This window comes from Burkholderia sp. AW49-1 (assembly GCF_053427845.1).
In genome coordinates this window covers 29,551-45,611 of sequence record NZ_JBSAXF010000040.1, presented here as the reverse complement: position 1 = coordinate 45,611, position 16,061 = coordinate 29,551, and the positions used below count along the sequence as shown (strand labels likewise).

Genomic DNA, 16,061 nt, shown 5'->3' with positions numbered 1-16,061 from the left:
CGCACGACAGCGCGCCGGCGTGGAACGACGACGTGTTCGTGTCGTGGTCGCCGGCCAGCGGCGTCGTGCTGACGCAGTGAGGGCGACATGACGAAACCCACCGTTGATGCTGCGTCCGCGCTGTCGCGCTTCGTGCCGTCGGGTCGCAACCTGGCGATCGGCGTGCCGTTCCTGTGGCTCGCGATCTTCTTCGCGTTGCCGTTCGCGCTGGTGCTGAAGATCAGCTTCGCGGACCAGATGCTCGGCATTCCGCCGTACACCGCGCTCGCACGACTGGAAGCCGGCACGGTACAGGTCGCGCTGTCGCTGAAGCATTACGCGCTGCTGCTGCAGGACGACCTGTACCTGAACACCTACGTCAGCTCGCTGAAGATGGCGGCCGCATCGACGCTGATGTGCCTGCTCGCCGGCTATCCGATCGCATACTGCATCGCCCGCGCCGCGCCGGCACGCCGCAACCTGCTGATGATGGCCGTGATGCTGCCGTTCTGGACGTCGTTCCTGATTCGCGTCTATGCGTGGGTTGGGATCATGAAGGACGACGGCCTGCTGAATCGTGCGCTGACGGCGCTCGGCGTGATCGCGGCGCCGCTGCGGCTCTATCACACCGACGCGGGCGTCTACATCGGGATGGTCTATTCGTACCTGCCGTTCATGGTGATGCCGCTCTACGCGCATCTCGTGAAGCTGGACCTCGCGTTGCTCGAGGCCGCGTACGATCTCGGCGCGACGCCGTGGTCCGCGTTCTGGCGCATCACGCTGCCGCTGTCGAGAAACGGGATCGTCGCGGGCAGTCTGCTGGTGTTCATTCCTGCCGTCGGCGAATACGTGATTCCCGAACTGCTCGGCGGCGCGAACACGCTGATGCTCGGCCGCGTGATGTGGGACGAGTTCTTCAACAACATGGATTGGCCGATGGCGTCCGCGGTGACGGTGACGATGGTCGCGCTGCTGCTCGTGCCGATGGCGTTGCTTCATTACAGCCAGACCGAAGCGGAGGGGCGCTCATGACCCGCGCGAATCGCCTGTTCTCCGCCTGTGTGCTGGGCGCGGGCTTCCTGTTCCTGTACGTGCCGATCGCGAGCCTCGTCGTCTATTCGTTCAACGCGTCGAAGCTGGTGACGGTGTGGTCCGGTTTCTCGTTGCGCTGGTACGGCGCGCTACTGCATGACCGCGAACTGCTGACGGCCGCGTGGTTGTCGCTGAAGATCGCGCTGTTGACCGCGACCGCGTCGGTCGCGATCGGCACCTGGGCCGGCTTCGTGCTGGCCCGAATGGGCCGCTTTCGCGGCTTCACGCTCTATGCGGCGATGATCAACGCGCCGTTGGTGATTCCCGAGGTGATCCAGGGCATCTCGCTCCTGCTGCTGTTCGTCGCGATGCAGCAGACCTTCGGCTGGCCCGCCGGACGCGGCTGGCTGACGATCTGGATCGGCCACGTGATGCTGTGCCTGTCGTTCGTCGCGGTGATCGTGCAGTCGCGCGTGAAGGAACTCGACCGCTCGATCGAGGAGGCCGCGCTCGATCTTGGCGCCCGGCCGCTGAAAGTGTTCTTCGTGATCACGCTGCCGCTGATCGCGCAGGCGCTGGTATCGGGATGGCTGCTCGCGTTCACCGTGTCGATCGACGACGTCATTCTTTCCGCCTTCCTGTCGGGCCCCGGTTCGACGACGCTGCCGCTCGTCGTGTTCTCGCGAGTGCGGCTCGGACTCAATCCGGAGATGAACGCGCTGGCAACGGTGTTCATCACGATCGTGACGATCGGGGTCGTCATCGTGAACCGCTCGATGCTGGCCCGCGAGCGACGACAGGCTCGCGAGGCTCGTGCATGGCACGCGGCCGCCGCGCCGGATGCGCCCGCCCCACCGCCCGCGTTTCCGCCCGCTCGCCCGTCTGCCGCGCACGCGCGGCACGACCCCGCACCGCATCCCGTGAAGTGAAGAACGACAAGGAGACGTCGAATGAAAAAGAAGATGCTTTGTGCGTTGATCGTCGGTGCGTTGCCGGGGTTGGCCGCCGCGAGTTCGAGCGCCGACCAGGTCAGGGTGCTCCAACAGCAGATCGCCGAGTTGCAGCGGCAGATGAGCGCGCTGCAATCCCGACTGGCTGCGAAACCGGCGGCTGTGCCGGTGTCGTCGATGGCGGCGCCGAGCGTGCCCGCCGTCGATCCGTCGATGCCCGGCTACGGGCAGGCGCCGGCGGTGCTGACCAACGACGACGTGACCGAAATCCGGCAGCAGGTCGCGAACCAGCAACTGAAGGTCGACTCGCTGACCGACGCCGCGCGCACCGGCCCGATCGCCGGGCTGTCGGTGACCGGCTATCTCGATCCGACCTACGTGTACAACCGCGGCGCGGGCACGTCGTCGTTCCAGTTCGCGAACCATGAGAACGCGTACACGTATTACAACAGCACGTTCGGCGACGTGTTCCTCGACATCAAGAAGACGTTCGGCGTCGGGCCGACCGCGCCGTCCGCCGAGATCACGCTGATGCCGAACCGCGGCGCCGGCCTGTCGATGATGACGGGCAGCGGCGCGAGCGGTCTCGACATCGTGAACACGGCCGTCGTCACGGTGCCGCTGTCGGGCACGACCGCGTTCGTCGGCGGGCTGGTGCTCGGCTTCGGCGGCTACGAGTACCAGCAGTCGAACCAGATGCTCACGCTCACGCACAACCTGCTGTACGACTTCTCCGATCCGGGTTCGTCGATCGGCGCCGGCATCAACTACCTGAGCCCGAGCGGCCAGTGGGCGTGGAAGTTCTTCGTCGGCAACGAGCAGTTCCGCAGCGCCGGCGCGGTCACGCAGACCGGCGTGAATGCGCTCGGCGACCCGATCACGACGAGCAACAAGGTGCCGACCTTCACCGCGCGCGTGGACTACATGCGCGGCAGCGCGCTCGACATCGGCGGCTCGATCAACATCGGTCGCCAGACGCTGCCGAGTGCGATCGACCCGGCCACCGGCACCGTGCACTACGGCGTGGGCGGCAATGCGCCGAGCGCATACGGCGCGTTCCTCTTCGCGGAAGCCGATGCGACCTACACGCTCGCCGATGCGCAGTACAACGCCGAGCTCGATTACGGCCAGCAACAACACGGCGCGTTCAACGGCGGGCTCGCGCAGTGGTTCGGGTTGTCGCTGCTCGCGCATCGCAAGTTCAACGTGCCGGTGGTCGGCCGCATGGGTGCGACGTTGCGCTACGACCTGCTCGTCAACCGCAGGAACGGCGGCGGCGGATCGTCGATCGGGCTGAACGGCAACGGGATGGATCCGTACAACGGCTTCGGCATCGACGCGGACTGCCTCGCGATGTCGAAGGCGAACGGCGGCGTCGGCTTCGAATGCAAGGGCGCGACGCGGCAGGCGGCCGCATTCGACCTGCTGTTCTATCCGACTCAGCAAGTGACGGTCAAGGTCGAGTATCGGCACGACTGGGCGAGCAACAAGGTATTCCTGCGTCACGACGGGTCGTACGCGAAGTCGAACGACCTGCTCGCGACTCAACTCATCTACGCGTTCTGACGCGACGCCGTTCGCGAATGTCACTCATGCTCAAGTTCGAAAATCAGCAACATGTTCAGTCGTACTACGTAGACACGGCCAACGACCGGACCCACCATCCGTCGCTCGACGGTGCCGTATCCGCCGACGTATGCGTGATCGGCGGCGGACTCACCGGCCTGTCCGCGGCGCTCGATCTCGCCGAGCGCGGTCATTCGGTCGTGCTCGTCGAGGCGTCGCGAATCGGCTGGGGCGCCAGCGGCCGCAACGGCGGCCAGTTGATCGCCGGCTACTCGTGCGACATCGATACGTTCTCGGCCCATCTTCCGGAAGACGACGTGCGGCAGATCTGGGCGATGGGGCTCGAATCAGTCGATATCGTCCGGCGGCGTGTCGAGCGGCACGGCATCGATTGCGACCTGACCTTCGGCTATCTGACGGCGGCGAACAAGCAGCGCCACATCGACGCGCTGCGAAAATGGCGCGACGCCGCGGCGAGCCGCTTCGGCTACCGCGGCTACGACATCGTCGAGCGCGCCGACATGCCGCGCTTCGTCGCATCGGATCGTTACGCCGGCGGCCTGCGTCACGAAGGCAGCGGCCACCTGCATCCGCTGAACTACACGCTCGGCCTCGCGCGCGCGGCGCGCGCGGCCGGCGTGACGATCCACGAGGACACGCCCGCGCTCGCGCTCGAGCGCGCCGCGCCGCACCACCGCGTCAGGTGCGCGCGCGGGCATGTGGATGCCCGCTACGTCGTGCTGGCCGGCAATGCGTACCTGGGGCGGCTCGCGCCGAGCCTGGCGCGCAAGATCATCCCGGTGGCGACCTACCTGATCGCGACGGAGCCGCTCGGCGAAGCGCGCGCGGCCGAGACGATGCCGGCCGACGCTGCGATCAGCGACTGCAATTCGGCGCTCGACTATTTCCGGCTGACGCGCGATAGGCGTCTGCTGTGGGGCGGCAAGGCGAGCAGCTCGACGCGCGCGCCGCGCGATCTCGCGACGGCGATGCGGCGCGACATGCTGAAGACGTTCCCGCAGCTCGCCGACGTGCGGATCGACTACGCATGGGGCGGCCTGATCGACGCGACGATGAACCGCGCGCCGCATTTCGGGCGGCTCGAGCCCACGGTGTATTTCGCGCAGGGCTTCTCCGGGCACGGCGTGAACGTGACCGGCCTCGCCGGGCGGCTGATCGCCGAAGCGATCGACGCGCAGGCCGCGCGCTTCGACCTGTTCGGCCGGATTCGCCATCGCGACTTTCCGGGCGGCCGCGTGCTGCGCACGCCGATGCTGGCGCTCGCGATGGCGTGGCATCGGACGATGGACCTGCTTTGACCCGTGGAGCGCGGCTCGCGCGGCCGCGCGGCCACGAATCGTTTCGAACCATTCACTCATGCGCTGGAGGCATTCATGACCCACGTTACCCGTCTCGTCGACCTGATGCAGGCGCCGGCCCGGCTCACGCAAAGCCGCGTGCCGGCCGGGCTGCTGCTCGACGGCAATCCGATGCAGACGCTGTCGCATCACTACATCAGCCCGTGCGGGCAGTTCAGTTGCGGGATCTGGGAATGCACGCCCGGACGCTGGACGATCGACTACGACGAGTCGGAGTACTGCGAGATGCTGAGCGGCGTCGCGATCGTGCGCGATGCCGACGGCGGCGAACGCGTGCTGCGTGCCGGCGACCGCTTCGTGATCCCACCGGGCTTTCGCGGCACCTGGGAGGTCGTCGAGACGTGCCGGAAGATCTACGCGTCGCATGCGCCGCAGGCGGAGCCGTCGTGTGCGTAGCGCGAGGCCGAATCCATTCGATCCAGTCATCAACGAGGAGCATCCCATGACGCAGGAATTGTGGCGTCTGAGCGCGGCCGAGATGGCCGCGCACGTCGCGCGGCGCGACGTGTCGTCGACGGAACTCGTGCACAGCTGCCTGCGGCGGCTCGAGCAGGTGAATCCCGTCATCAACGCGATCGTCGACGTGCTGGCCGACAGCGCGTTGCAGGCGGCGTCCGATGCCGATGCCGCGATCGCGCGCGGCATGCCCGTCGGTCCGCTGCACGGCGTGCCGGTGACGGTAAAGATCAACGTCGACACGGCCGGCTGCGCGACGACGAACGGCGTGCGCGCGTTTGCAGGCCTGGTCGCGCACGACGACAGCCCGGTGACCGCGAACCTGCGCAACGCAGGCGCGATCGTGATCGGGCGCAGCAACGCGCCGGCGTTTTCATACCGGTGGTTCACCGACAACGACCTGCACGGCCGCACGTCGAATCCGTGGAATCCGTCACTGACGCCCGGCGGCTCCAGCGGCGGCGCGGCCGCGGCGGTCGCTGCCGGCATCGGCGCGATCGCTCACGGCAACGATCTTGGCGGCTCGATCCGCTACCCGGCCTACGCGTGCGGCGTCGCGGGGCTGCGGCCGAGCACCGGCCGCGTGCCCGCCTACAACCCGACGCAATCGAAGGACCGCACGCTCGCCGTACAGCTCGCGTCCGTGCAGGGGCCGCTGGCGCGCACCGTCGTCGACCTGCGCCTCGCGCTCGATGCAATGGCGGCGGGCGACGCGCGAGACGCATGGTGGATGCCGGTCGCGCCGGCCGGTCACGACGCGGTGTTTCCCGCACGCGTCGCCGTGTGTTCCACGCTGCCGGGCGTGCCGTCCGACCCGATCGTCGTCGATGCGGTCCGGCAGGCCGCGCGGTGGCTGGAGGAGGCCGGCTGCATCGTCGAGGAAGCGGAGCCGCCGCGGTTCACCGAGGCGTGCGCGCTGTGGCTGGACCTCGTGACCAACGAAGCACGCAGCGGGCTCGGCGACGTGATCATGCAGCACGGTGACGCGGCGATCCGGACCGCGTTCGCGAGCCAGCGCAACCTCGCGTCGCCGCTCGACCTCGCCGGCTACATGAATGGTCTGGCGCGGCGGACCGCGCTGCTGCGCGACTGGCAGCAGTTTTTCGCACGTTACCCGCTGCTGCTGATGCCGGTGTCGTGCGCGCAGCCGTTCGCGATCGATGCGGACCAGCACGGTGACGAGGCGATGCGCCGCATCGTCGACATGCAGGGGCCGCTGCTGGCAACCGCGCTGCTCGGGCTGCCCGGGCTGTCGGTGCCGACTGGCGTGCGCGGCGGCGTGCCGACGGGCGTGCAGCTCGTCGCGGGCCGCTTCCAGGAGGCGCTGTGCCTCGCCGCCGGCGAAGCGATCGAGGCGCGCGCCGGTACGTTCACACCGATCGATCCGGTGGTCGGATCGTGATGGTCGACCTATGACGGTAAGGAATACACATGAATCCATCCACATTCGAAGACTGGCAGGCTCGGGCGGCCGTTCTGCGCATCGAAGCGCGCGCGTTCATCGACGGCGAGGCACGCCACGCGCGCACCGGGGCAACGTTCGCGTGCGTGAGCCCGATCGACGGCCGTGTGCTCGCGCACGTGGCCGACTGCGGCGCCGACGACGTCGATGCGGCCGTGGCGACTGCGCGCTGCGCGTTCGACGCGCAGGCGTGGGCCGGCATGAATCCGCGTGCACGCAAGGCTGTGCTGCAGCGCTGGGCGGCGCTGATGCGCGAGCATTGCGACGAACTCGCGCTGCTCGAGACGCTCGACACCGGCAAGGCGATCGCCGATACGACGGCCATCGACATACCGGCGGCCGCGCACTGCGTCGACTGGTATGCCGAAGCCATCGACAAGGTCGGTGGCGAGGTTGTGCCGGCCGACCGCCATCTCGTCGGATTCGTCACGCGCGAACCGATCGGCGTCGTCGCGGCGGTCGTGCCGTGGAATTTCCCGTTGTTGATGGCGGCATGGAAATTCGCGCCGGCGCTCGCGGCAGGCAACAGCGTGGTGCTCAAGCCGTCGGAAAAGTCGCCGTTGACCGCGATCCGCGTCGCGCAGCTGGCATGCGAGGCAGGCGTGCCGCCCGGCGTGTTCAGCGTTGTGCCCGGCGGGGCCGAGCCAGGACGGCTGCTTGCACAGCACCGTGACGTCGACTGCATCGCGTTCACGGGTTCGGCACGCACCGGGCGGCAGATCATGGCGTGTGCCGCGGAATCGAACCTGAAGCGCGTGTGGCTCGAACTGGGCGGCAAGTCGCCGAACATCGTGTTGCCCGATTGCCCCGATCTCGATCGTGCCGCGCAGGCGGCCGCCGATGCGATCTTCTTCAACATGGGGGAAGTGTGCACGGCGGGCTCGCGCCTGCTCGTGCATCGCGACATCAAGGACGCGTTCGTCGACAAGGTGGTCGCCGCGTCGCGGCGCTTCGCGCCCGGACATCCGCTCGATCCCTCGGTGGCGATGGGCGCGATCGTCGATCACGCGCAGCTCGAACGCGTGATGCGCTACATCGGCATCGGACGGGAGGAAGGGCGCCTGGTGACGGGCGGTGCGCGCGTGCGCGAGGAGACGGGCGGGTTCTATGTCGAGCCGACCGTGTTCGACGTCGACGCGCATGCGACGATCGCCCGCGAGGAGATCTTCGGGCCGGTGCTGTCGGTGATCGCGTTCGACGACGTCGATGCGGCCGTGCGCATCGCCAACGACACCGAGTACGGGCTCGCGGCAGCCGTGTGGTCGGCGGACCACGCGACGGCACATACCGTCGCGCGGCGCTTGCGTGCCGGCACCGTGTGGGTCAACTGCTACGGCGACGGCAGCGACGACATGAACTTCCCGTTCGGCGGATACAAGCAGTCGGGCAACGGTCGCGACAAGTCATTGCACGCGCTCGACAAATACACCGAGCTGAAATCGACCATCGTGCGGTTGTAACGCATCACGCACGTGCGGCGGGCCGGCGTGCGCCTGCCGTGCGTGCATGAACATCACTGCTCGGCCCCCTCCGCATCCGCCGTCTCGCCGAGAAACCCGCCGCTCTGGTGCGCCCACAGCGCCGCATAGATGCCGCCCGCCTGAAGCAACTGCAGGTGCGTGCCTTCCTCGACGATGCGCCCTTCGTCGAGCACGATCAGCCGGTCCATCGCCGCGATCGTCGACAGCCGGTGGGCGATCGCGATCACCGTCTTGCCGCGCATCAGGCCGTCGAGGCTGCGCTGGATCGCGACTTCGACTTCGGAGTCGAGTGCGCTGGTCGCTTCGTCGAGCACGAGGATCGGCGCGTCCTTGAGCATCACGCGTGCGATCGCGACACGCTGCCGCTGGCCACCCGACAGCTTCACGCCGCGCTCGCCGACCTCGACGTCGTAGCCGCTGCGCCCGTGCCGGTCGCGCAGCCGGTCGATGAAGTCGGACGCTTCCGCGCGCACTGCCGCGTCGTGCATCTCTTGCTCGGTCGCGTCGGGGCGGCCGTACAGGATGTTCTCGCGCATCGTCCGGTGCAGCAGCGACGTATCCTGCGTGACCATCCCGATCGCCGCGCGCAGGCTGTCCTGCGTCACGTGCGCGATGTCCTGTCCGTCGATCCGGATCGCGCCGCCATCCACGTCGTAAAAGCGCAGCAGCAGGTTCACGAGCGTCGACTTGCCGGCGCCCGAGCGGCCGATCAGGCCGATCCGCTCACCCGGCCGGATCGTCAGGTTCAGCCCGTCGAACACCGCGCGCTCGTTGTCCTCGTGCGCGAAGCTCACGTTGTCGAACACGATGCCGCCGCGTTGCACGACGAGCGCCTTCGCGTCCGGTGCATCGACCACGCTGCGCACCTTCGTCAGCGTGTTGATGCCGTCCTGGACCGTGCCGACGTTCTCGAACAGTTCGGTCATCTCCCACATGATCCAGTGCGAATAGCTCGACAGGCGCAGCGCCATCGCGATGACGGCCGCGACCACGCCAGCGCTCGCTTCGCCGTGCAGCCACAGGTAGAGCGCGAGGCCGGTCGAGCCGACCAGCAGCAGCGTTGACAGCAGGTGGTTGACGACCTCGAACGCGCTGACGAGCCGCATCTGCGCATCGCCGGTCACCTTGAAGGCCTCCATCGCGCGCCGCGCGTGGTCGGCTTCCCGGCGCGTGTGCGAGAACAGCTTCACGGTCGTGATGTTCGAATAGGCGTCGGTGATGCGGCCCGTCATGAGCGCGCGCGCGTCGGCCTGCCGGCTGCCGACCGCACCCAGACGCGGCACGAAATACGCGCACGCCACGCCGTAGCCGAGCGCCCACAGCGCGAGCGGAATCATCAGCCGCCAGTCGAAGCTCGCCGCGAGCGCGAGGATGCCGATCAGGTACGCGCCGACGCCGATCACGACGTCGACCGACATGAACAGCGCGTCGCGCACGGCGAGCGCGGTCTGCATGATCTTGGTCGTCACGCGGCCCGCGAACTCGTTCGCGTAGAACGACAGGCTCTGGTCGAGCATCAGCCGGTGAAACAGCCAGCGCAGCCGCATCGGGAAGTTGATCGCGAGCACCTGGTGCTTGATCATCGTATGCAGCGCGATCAGCAATGCGCTGCCGGCAAGGATCGCCGCGAAGCCGGCGAGCGTGCCGAAATGCCGGCCGCCGAATTCGGCCGGCGTCGCCGACGACAGCCAGTCGACCACGCGCCCCATCATCGCGAACAGCACGGCTTCGTACGCGGCGGTCGCGGCCGACGTCAGCGCGATCAGCAGGATCCAGCCGCGCGCGCCTTTCGTGCACGCCCAGACGAACGAGAAAAACCCCTTCGGCGGCGTGACGGGATCCTCGAGCGGGAACGTCGGCAGGCGCCGTTCAAACCACGAAAACATTGAACCTTCTCCTTGATGCGGCGCGGGCAGGTGGCCCGACCGCTCATGCGTGTTTCATGTGCGCCGTGCGGCGCGCATTCGCTACGAACGAAGCCATGACTCGATCGCGCCGAGCGTAGGCGACGCATCCGCGTGCGCGCGGATTGCATCGTTTTCGCATCGTCCGGCGGCAAGTGTCGCATCGATTCGGTCCGGCTGCAGGGCGGTTGCCCGCAGTCGCGCGTCGCACCGGCAGCCCGCCCGCCAGCCTTTGTTGATACGATCGCGCGTATCGTCCACGCCGGCGTCGCACACACCGGCCCATCGGCCGCGCGGCTGCATGATCGCGCGGCCACGTTCGGGAGAAGCGCTTCATGCTGCAGGCGTTCGCGGTCTTGTTGACCTTCCAGTGTCTCGGGGAAGGGGTGTCCCATCTGTTCGGCCTGCCGGTGCCGGGCCCCGTGATCGGCATGCTGCTGCTGTTCGGCTTCGTGATGCTGCGCCCGCAAGTGGCCGACGCGATCGAGCCGACCGCGCTCGAACTGCTGCGCCATCTGTCGCTGCTGTTCGTGCCGGCCGGCGTCGGCATCATGGTGTCGGCCGACCGCGTGCGCGGCGATGCGCTCGCGGTCGTCGTCGCGCTGGCGGTGAGCACGTCGCTCGCGATTGCCGTGACCGCGCTCGTCACGCGTGCGTTGTTGCGGCGCCAGCGGCGCGCCGACGGTACGGCGGAGGGCACGCAATGACGGCCTTCCCGAAACTCGGCGCGATCTGGGTCTACCTCGCCGCGACCCCGCTGCTCGGCCTGACGATCACGTTGATCGCGTACCTGATTGCACAGGCCGTCTATGCACGCGCGCGCTTCAACCCGCTCGCGAACCCGGTCCTGATCGCGGTCGCGCTGATCGTCGTGCTGCTGACGATCACGCACACGCCATATCCGACGTATTTCGAGGGCGCGCAGTTCGTCCACTTCCTGCTCGGCCCGGCGACCGTCGCGCTGGCGCTGCCGCTGTACCGCCAGTGGTCGAAGCTGCGGCGCGCCGCGGTGCCGCTGCTCGTCGGGCTGCTGGCGGGTTCGCTGACCGCGATCGTGTCGGCGGTCGGCATCTCCGCATTGTTCGGCGCGTCGCACCAGACGATCGCGTCGCTCGCGCCGAAATCCGCGACCACGCCGATCGCGATGGCCGTCGCGCAGGAAATCGGCGGGATTCCGTCGCTGACCGCCGTGCTGGTGATCTCGACCGGGATCTTCGGCGCCGTGTGCGCCCGCGCGATCCTCAACGCGCTGCGCATCGAGGAGCCGGCGGTGCGCGGTTTCGCGCTCGGCGTCGCGTCACACGGGATCGGCACCGCGCGAGCGTTCCAGGTCAGCGAGGAGGCCGGCGCGTTCGCGGGCCTCGGGATGGGGCTGAACGGCGTGCTGACCGCATTCGTCGTGCCGATTCTGCTGCCGATGCTGTCGCGCTGGATCTGAGCGGCGCCATGCTCCAGCGGCGCACGATGCTATCGGTTTCCCTGATGGCACGTGCGCCATGCCGTCTGGCCGGGCGCCTGCCGCGCATGTATCGTTGCCGTTATCAGGAGAATTCAGGAACCGGCACGGACATTTGCGCAGCGATCGGCTAACGTTGCATCGGCGCCGTGGTCGCACGCCGACGTCCATCGCGTGCGTGCCGGCGTTCGACCCACAACCAACAATCGACAAGGAGATCCGGCCATGACGAAGTCTCGCGTGGTTTCGGTGGCAGTGGCAGTAACGGCGTCGTTCGGTCTGCTGTTGACCGCCGCGCCGGCGGCATACGCGCAGGATCCGGCGTCCGCGCCGACGCAAAAGCAGCTCGACAAGGCGCAGAAGAAGGCAGCCCGCAAGGCGGCCCGCGCGCGCCACGCGAAGGACCTGAAGGCGATCGGCACGGGCACCGGCTACCGGCTGACCAACGATCAGAGCAACTACCCGCAGAACGCGGTCGAGAAGGCGCCCGCGACGAAGGCGGCGCCCGCTGCGCCCGCCGCACCGGCGTCGGGTCAGTAACGGCCGGCGTTCGCGCGACGGAAAACGGCGCCGGGTCGACCGGCGCCGTGCTTTCTCGTGCGTGCCGCGCAGGCGGCACGCGCCGCGGTCCCGGGCTTTCCGGGACGGACGGCGCCCGCGTTACGACGCGAGCTTCGCGGCGAGTTCCGCGACGTGCTTGCCCTGGTAGCGCGCGATGTCGAGTTCGTTCGCGCTCGGCTGACGGCTGCCGTCCGCGCCCGCGAGCGTGGTCGCGCCGTACGGCGTGCCGCCCGTGATTTCGTTCATGTTGACGAGCCCGCTGCACGCGTAGGGCACGCCCACGATCACCATCCCGTGATGCAGCAGCGTCGTGTGGAACGACGTGATGGTCGTTTCCTGGCCGCCGTGCTGCGTGCCGGTCGACGCGAACACGCTGCCGATCTTGCCGACGAGCGCACCCTTCATCCACAGGCCGCCGGTCTGGTCGAGGAACGTGCGCATCTGGCCGGCCATGTTGCCGAAGCGGGTCGGCGTGCCGAAGATGATCGCGTCGTAGCCCGCGAGTTCGTCCACGGTGGCGACGGGTGCGGCCTGGTCGACCTTGACGCCGATCGCCTTCGCCTGGTCGACGGGAATGGTTTCAGGCACGCGCTTGAGCGTGACCTCGACGCCGGGCACCGATTTCGCGCCTTCCGCGACGTGCTGCGCCATCGTTTCGATGTGCCCGTAGGACGAGTAGTAGAGAACGAGTACCTTGGCCATGTTGCGAATCTCCGAATAAGAAGGCCCCGCGTTCAGCGGGGCCCGATGTTCCGAACGGGCGTCATGCCCACTCGGCCGTCACTTCGACCGGACGCAGGTCGAATACCAGCACTTCGGCATCCTTGCCGTCCGTGAACGTCAGCGCCTGCTCGTCGCGGATACGTGCGCCGTCGCCTTCGCCGAGCGTCACGCCGTTGACCGTCACGCTGCCGCGTGCGACATGCACGTATGCGAAGCGGTTCGGTGCGAGTTCGAGCGTGGCGCGCTCGTCGCCGTTGAACAGGCCCGCGTAGATCCGCGTGTCCTGGCGGATCTTCAGCGAACCGCCGCTACCGTCGGGCGACACGATCGGCGTGAGCTTGCCGCGCTTGTCGTCTGCCGCGATGTTCGTCTGCTGATAGCGCGGCTCGGCACCCTTCTCGGAAGGCCCGACCCAGATCTGCAGGAAGTGGACGGGCGTCTCGTGCGAGTGGTTGAACTCGCTGTGACGCACGCCGGTACCCGCGCTCATCAACTGGACGTCGCCCGGCACGATCACCGACCCGGTGCCCATCGAATCCTTGTGCTCCAGCGCACCGTCGAGCACGTACGACAGGATTTCCATGTCGCGGTGCGGGTGCGTGCCGAAGCCGCGGCCCGGCGCGACGCGGTCGTCGTTGATGACCAGCAGGTCGGAGAAGCCGACTTGCTTCGGATCGTAGTAATTCGCGAAAGAAAACGTGTGACGGGAGCTGAGCCAGCCATGCTCGGCACGGCCACGTTGGTTTGCTGCACGAGTCTCGATCATGATTTTTTCCTGGATTTGGCCTGCCCTCGGAAGTGGGGCCGGCCGTTCGTTGAGATGAATCTTAGGTCAATCGATTTGACAAATAAATGGCTGGAGAGATAATGACTGTCACTCTGAGGTGGACAATATGGAACTCAACGACCTGAGGATCTTCGTCGCGACCGTCGATGCGGGCAGCTTCACGGCGGCGGCCGACCAACTGATGCTGTCCAAGCAGTTCGTGAGCCGGCGCACGATGGCGCTCGAGGCAGCGCTCGGCGTGCGTTTGCTGCATCGCAATACGCGCAATCTCGCGGTCACGGAATCGGGGCACGAGTTCTATGCGCGTGCGCAGCGGATCCTGGCCGAGGTCGCCGACGCCGAGCAGGCGATGTCGGTGCGCAGCACCGAGCTGCACGGCTCGCTGAAGATCAGCGCGCCGCTGTCGTTCGGGATCACGCACGTGTCGCCGCTGATCGCCGAATTCCTGTCCGCGCATCCGGCCGTGCGGCTCAACGTCGACCTGACCGACCGGCGTGTCGACCTGATCGGCGAGGGCTTCGATCTCGTGCTGCGGATCGGCACGCTCGAGGATTCGACGCTGATCGCGCGGCAGCTCGGCGCGTGGGAGATGATTGCGTGCGCGAGCCCCGCTTACCTGAAGCGCCACGGCACGCCGGCGACGCCGGCCGACCTCGCCGGCCACACGTGCCTGATGTATGGGCGCGAGCGGCGCGTCGGCTGGGAGTTCCGGGTCGACGGCGCGGCGCGCACGTTCGACGTGCAGGGCCCGCTCGTCGCGAACAACGGCGAAGTCGTGCGCGACGCGGCGATCGCGGGGCTCGGCATTGCGCTGCTGCCGCATTTCATCGTCGGCGCGGCGCTCGACGGCGGCGCGCTCGTGCCGGTGCTCGACGCGTATGCGCCGTCGCCGATCACGTTGAATGCGGTGTTTCCGCAGCACCGGGAAGGGTTCGTCACGCTGCGCACGTTCATCGGGTTTCTGGCGGAGCGGTTGGGCGCGCGGGGGTAGCGCGCCGATTGATCGGCGGCGCGCATTCGCGTTAGGCTTCGCCGGGGGTGCGGGCCGATGCGCATGCCGGGCCGGGTATTTTTACCTCGAACCGAATCGTGCGCATACATCGGGCACGTAGCTTCTACTCACCGCCATCCACGACGGGTCCAGTCCAATGACAATGAAGAATCGATCGAATGCTCGCGCGGGCGAGCGAGGGCAGGCCGCACTTCACGGCCGGCATGCGTGGAGCGCGAACCTGCGATCCGTCATGATGTTGGCAATGCTTACGATCTCGCCGATTGCCGCGCACGCGGCCGGCTTCGATTGCGCGAAAGCCGTTTCGCTGACCGAAAAGGCGATCTGCGCGGACCCCGGGCTGTCGTCGCTCGACGGCGAACTGGCGGCGGCATGGAAGAAGGCGCTCGCGAAAGGCGGCGATACGGCCGCGCTGAAGGCCGCGCAGCTGAAATGGCTCAAGCAGCGCGATCGCTGCGGCACCGAAGCGTCGTGCCTCGGCGACCGCTATCGCGAGCGGCTCGCGATCCTGAACGGCACGTCGCTTGCGGCCGACCGCTGGCAGCAGACGTGGTATCGCGACAGCGCGAACCCGTCGGTCGGCGGCGTGCTGACGTTCACCGGCACGGCACCGCGTCTTCACTTCGACTTGAGCGGCAACAACGGCGCGAATACCGGCGGACTCAGCGGCGATATCGAATTGCACGGCGACAGCGCCACGTTCCGCCAGGATCGATGCCGGCTCGATTTCAGCCGCAAGGGCGGGCGCGTGCGGGTCGCGCAGCAGGGCGGCGATGCCGATTGCGGCGCCGGTGCGGGCGTCGTCTATTCGGGCGACTACGTGACGGCGTCGAAGGCGCAGGCGAGTCAGGCGGCGGATCTCGTGACCCTGAAGGTGCTCGCCGATGCGCGGCAGAACGCGATCGCGCACAAGCTGCTGGGCGCCGACTATCAAACGCTCGTCGACACGGTCAATTCCAGCGCGGACGAACGGGATCTCGACGGCCTGAATGCCGGCGTGAAGTCGTACTGGGTACGCGGCATCGCGACGACGAACGCCGCGATCGTGATGCGCCGGGGCACCGATTTGTGGATCGGTCTACTTGTGTTCGATGCACAAGACAAGGTGCGGATGCGCTATTACACGAGCGCACCGGCGTGGAAAAAGACCGTGCCGAAGACCATTCGCGCATGGCACGACAATCTCGACAAGACGCTGCCGGTCGATTTGATGTGATCCGGCGGCCAGGCGCGCCGGCCGATGTACCCGGCCGCGTTTGACGCGTTTGTTACGTGACAATTGTCCACTCAATTGCGACAGCCAATCTTGTTTC

The 16,061-nt window shown here is 67.7% G+C and carries 15 protein-coding genes; 12 read left to right on the top strand and 3 right to left on the bottom strand.

Features of this window, described 5'->3' with window-relative positions; all coding sequences use genetic code 11:
- Positions 1–87: 87 nt before the first annotated feature.
- The 7 genes from ACV22W_RS31035 (at position 88) to ACV22W_RS31005 (ending at position 8,284) form a co-directional block, all read left to right on the top strand.
- Positions 88–1,011, top strand: coding sequence for an ABC transporter permease subunit (locus tag ACV22W_RS31035; RefSeq protein WP_448023214.1), 924 nt, complete (start codon positions 88–90; stop codon positions 1,009–1,011).
- Positions 1,008–1,940: an ABC transporter permease subunit gene (locus tag ACV22W_RS31030; RefSeq protein WP_448023213.1), complete on the top strand. Its 933-nt coding sequence runs from the start codon at positions 1,008–1,010 to the stop codon at positions 1,938–1,940. Before ACV22W_RS31035 ends, ACV22W_RS31030 begins: the two co-directional genes overlap by 4 nt.
- Before the next feature lie 21 nt (positions 1,941–1,961).
- Complete coding sequence (locus ACV22W_RS31025; protein ID WP_448023212.1) at positions 1,962–3,527, top strand: DUF3138 family protein; 1,566 nt, start codon at positions 1,962–1,964, stop codon at positions 3,525–3,527.
- 26 nt (positions 3,528–3,553) lie between these two features.
- Positions 3,554–4,846, top strand: a complete 1,293-nt coding sequence (locus ACV22W_RS31020) for an NAD(P)/FAD-dependent oxidoreductase (RefSeq protein ID WP_448023211.1) — start codon at positions 3,554–3,556, stop codon at positions 4,844–4,846.
- 75 nt (positions 4,847–4,921) lie between these two features.
- Positions 4,922–5,302 (top strand): cupin domain-containing protein, encoded by a 381-nt coding sequence (locus ACV22W_RS31015; RefSeq protein ID WP_059697841.1) that lies wholly within the window; start codon positions 4,922–4,924, stop codon positions 5,300–5,302.
- Between the two features lie 46 nt (positions 5,303–5,348).
- Positions 5,349–6,764, top strand: a complete 1,416-nt coding sequence (locus tag ACV22W_RS31010; RefSeq protein ID WP_448023210.1) for an amidase family protein — start codon at positions 5,349–5,351, stop codon at positions 6,762–6,764.
- A gap of 29 nt (positions 6,765–6,793) precedes the next feature.
- Positions 6,794–8,284 carry an aldehyde dehydrogenase gene (locus ACV22W_RS31005; RefSeq protein ID WP_448023209.1) on the top strand — a complete coding sequence of 497 codons (1,491 nt, stop codon included), beginning with the start codon at positions 6,794–6,796 and terminating at the stop codon, positions 8,282–8,284.
- 53 nt (positions 8,285–8,337) lie between these two features.
- Here the strand turns inward: ACV22W_RS31005 and ACV22W_RS31000 are convergent, their stop codons facing one another.
- Entirely contained in the window at positions 8,338–10,191 is a 1,854-nt protein-coding gene (locus ACV22W_RS31000) for an ABC transporter ATP-binding protein (RefSeq protein WP_448023208.1), read from the bottom strand.
- A gap of 353 nt (positions 10,192–10,544) precedes the next feature.
- On the opposite strand from ACV22W_RS31000, the gene ACV22W_RS30995 reads away from it, so the two are divergent.
- The 3 genes from ACV22W_RS30995 to ACV22W_RS30985 all read left to right on the top strand — a co-directional run bounded on the left by ACV22W_RS30995 (position 10,545) and on the right by ACV22W_RS30985 (position 12,205).
- Complete coding sequence (locus ACV22W_RS30995) at positions 10,545–10,916, top strand: CidA/LrgA family protein (RefSeq protein ID WP_059526036.1); 372 nt, start codon at positions 10,545–10,547, stop codon at positions 10,914–10,916.
- Positions 10,913–11,647 (top strand): LrgB family protein, encoded by a 735-nt coding sequence (locus ACV22W_RS30990; RefSeq protein ID WP_448023207.1) that lies wholly within the window; start codon positions 10,913–10,915, stop codon positions 11,645–11,647. Before ACV22W_RS30995 ends, ACV22W_RS30990 begins: the two co-directional genes overlap by 4 nt.
- Positions 11,648–11,890: 243 nt before the next feature.
- On the top strand, positions 11,891–12,205 hold the full coding sequence (locus tag ACV22W_RS30985) for a hypothetical protein (protein ID WP_124904239.1): 315 nt from the start codon (positions 11,891–11,893) through the stop codon (positions 12,203–12,205).
- 120 nt (positions 12,206–12,325) lie between these two features.
- Here ACV22W_RS30985 and wrbA read toward each other — a convergent pair whose 3' ends face one another.
- Both wrbA and ACV22W_RS30975 read right to left on the bottom strand, forming a co-directional pair.
- The gene (wrbA, locus tag ACV22W_RS30980) at positions 12,326–12,928 is read right to left on the bottom strand and encodes an NAD(P)H:quinone oxidoreductase (protein WP_059600705.1); all 603 of its coding nucleotides are present in this window, start codon (positions 12,926–12,928) and stop codon (positions 12,326–12,328) included.
- Positions 12,929–12,989: 61 nt separating this feature from the next.
- Positions 12,990–13,715, bottom strand: coding sequence for a pirin family protein (locus ACV22W_RS30975; RefSeq protein ID WP_448023206.1), 726 nt, complete (start codon positions 13,713–13,715; stop codon positions 12,990–12,992).
- Positions 13,716–13,842: 127 nt separating this feature from the next.
- On the opposite strand from ACV22W_RS30975, the gene ACV22W_RS30970 reads away from it, so the two are divergent.
- Both ACV22W_RS30970 and ACV22W_RS30965 read left to right on the top strand, forming a co-directional pair.
- The gene (locus ACV22W_RS30970) at positions 13,843–14,727 is read left to right on the top strand and encodes a LysR substrate-binding domain-containing protein (RefSeq protein WP_448023205.1); all 885 of its coding nucleotides are present in this window, start codon (positions 13,843–13,845) and stop codon (positions 14,725–14,727) included.
- Between the two features lie 256 nt (positions 14,728–14,983).
- Positions 14,984–15,964, top strand: coding sequence for a lysozyme inhibitor LprI family protein (locus ACV22W_RS30965; protein WP_448023217.1), 981 nt, complete (start codon positions 14,984–14,986; stop codon positions 15,962–15,964).
- Positions 15,965–16,061: the final 97 nt, after the last annotated feature.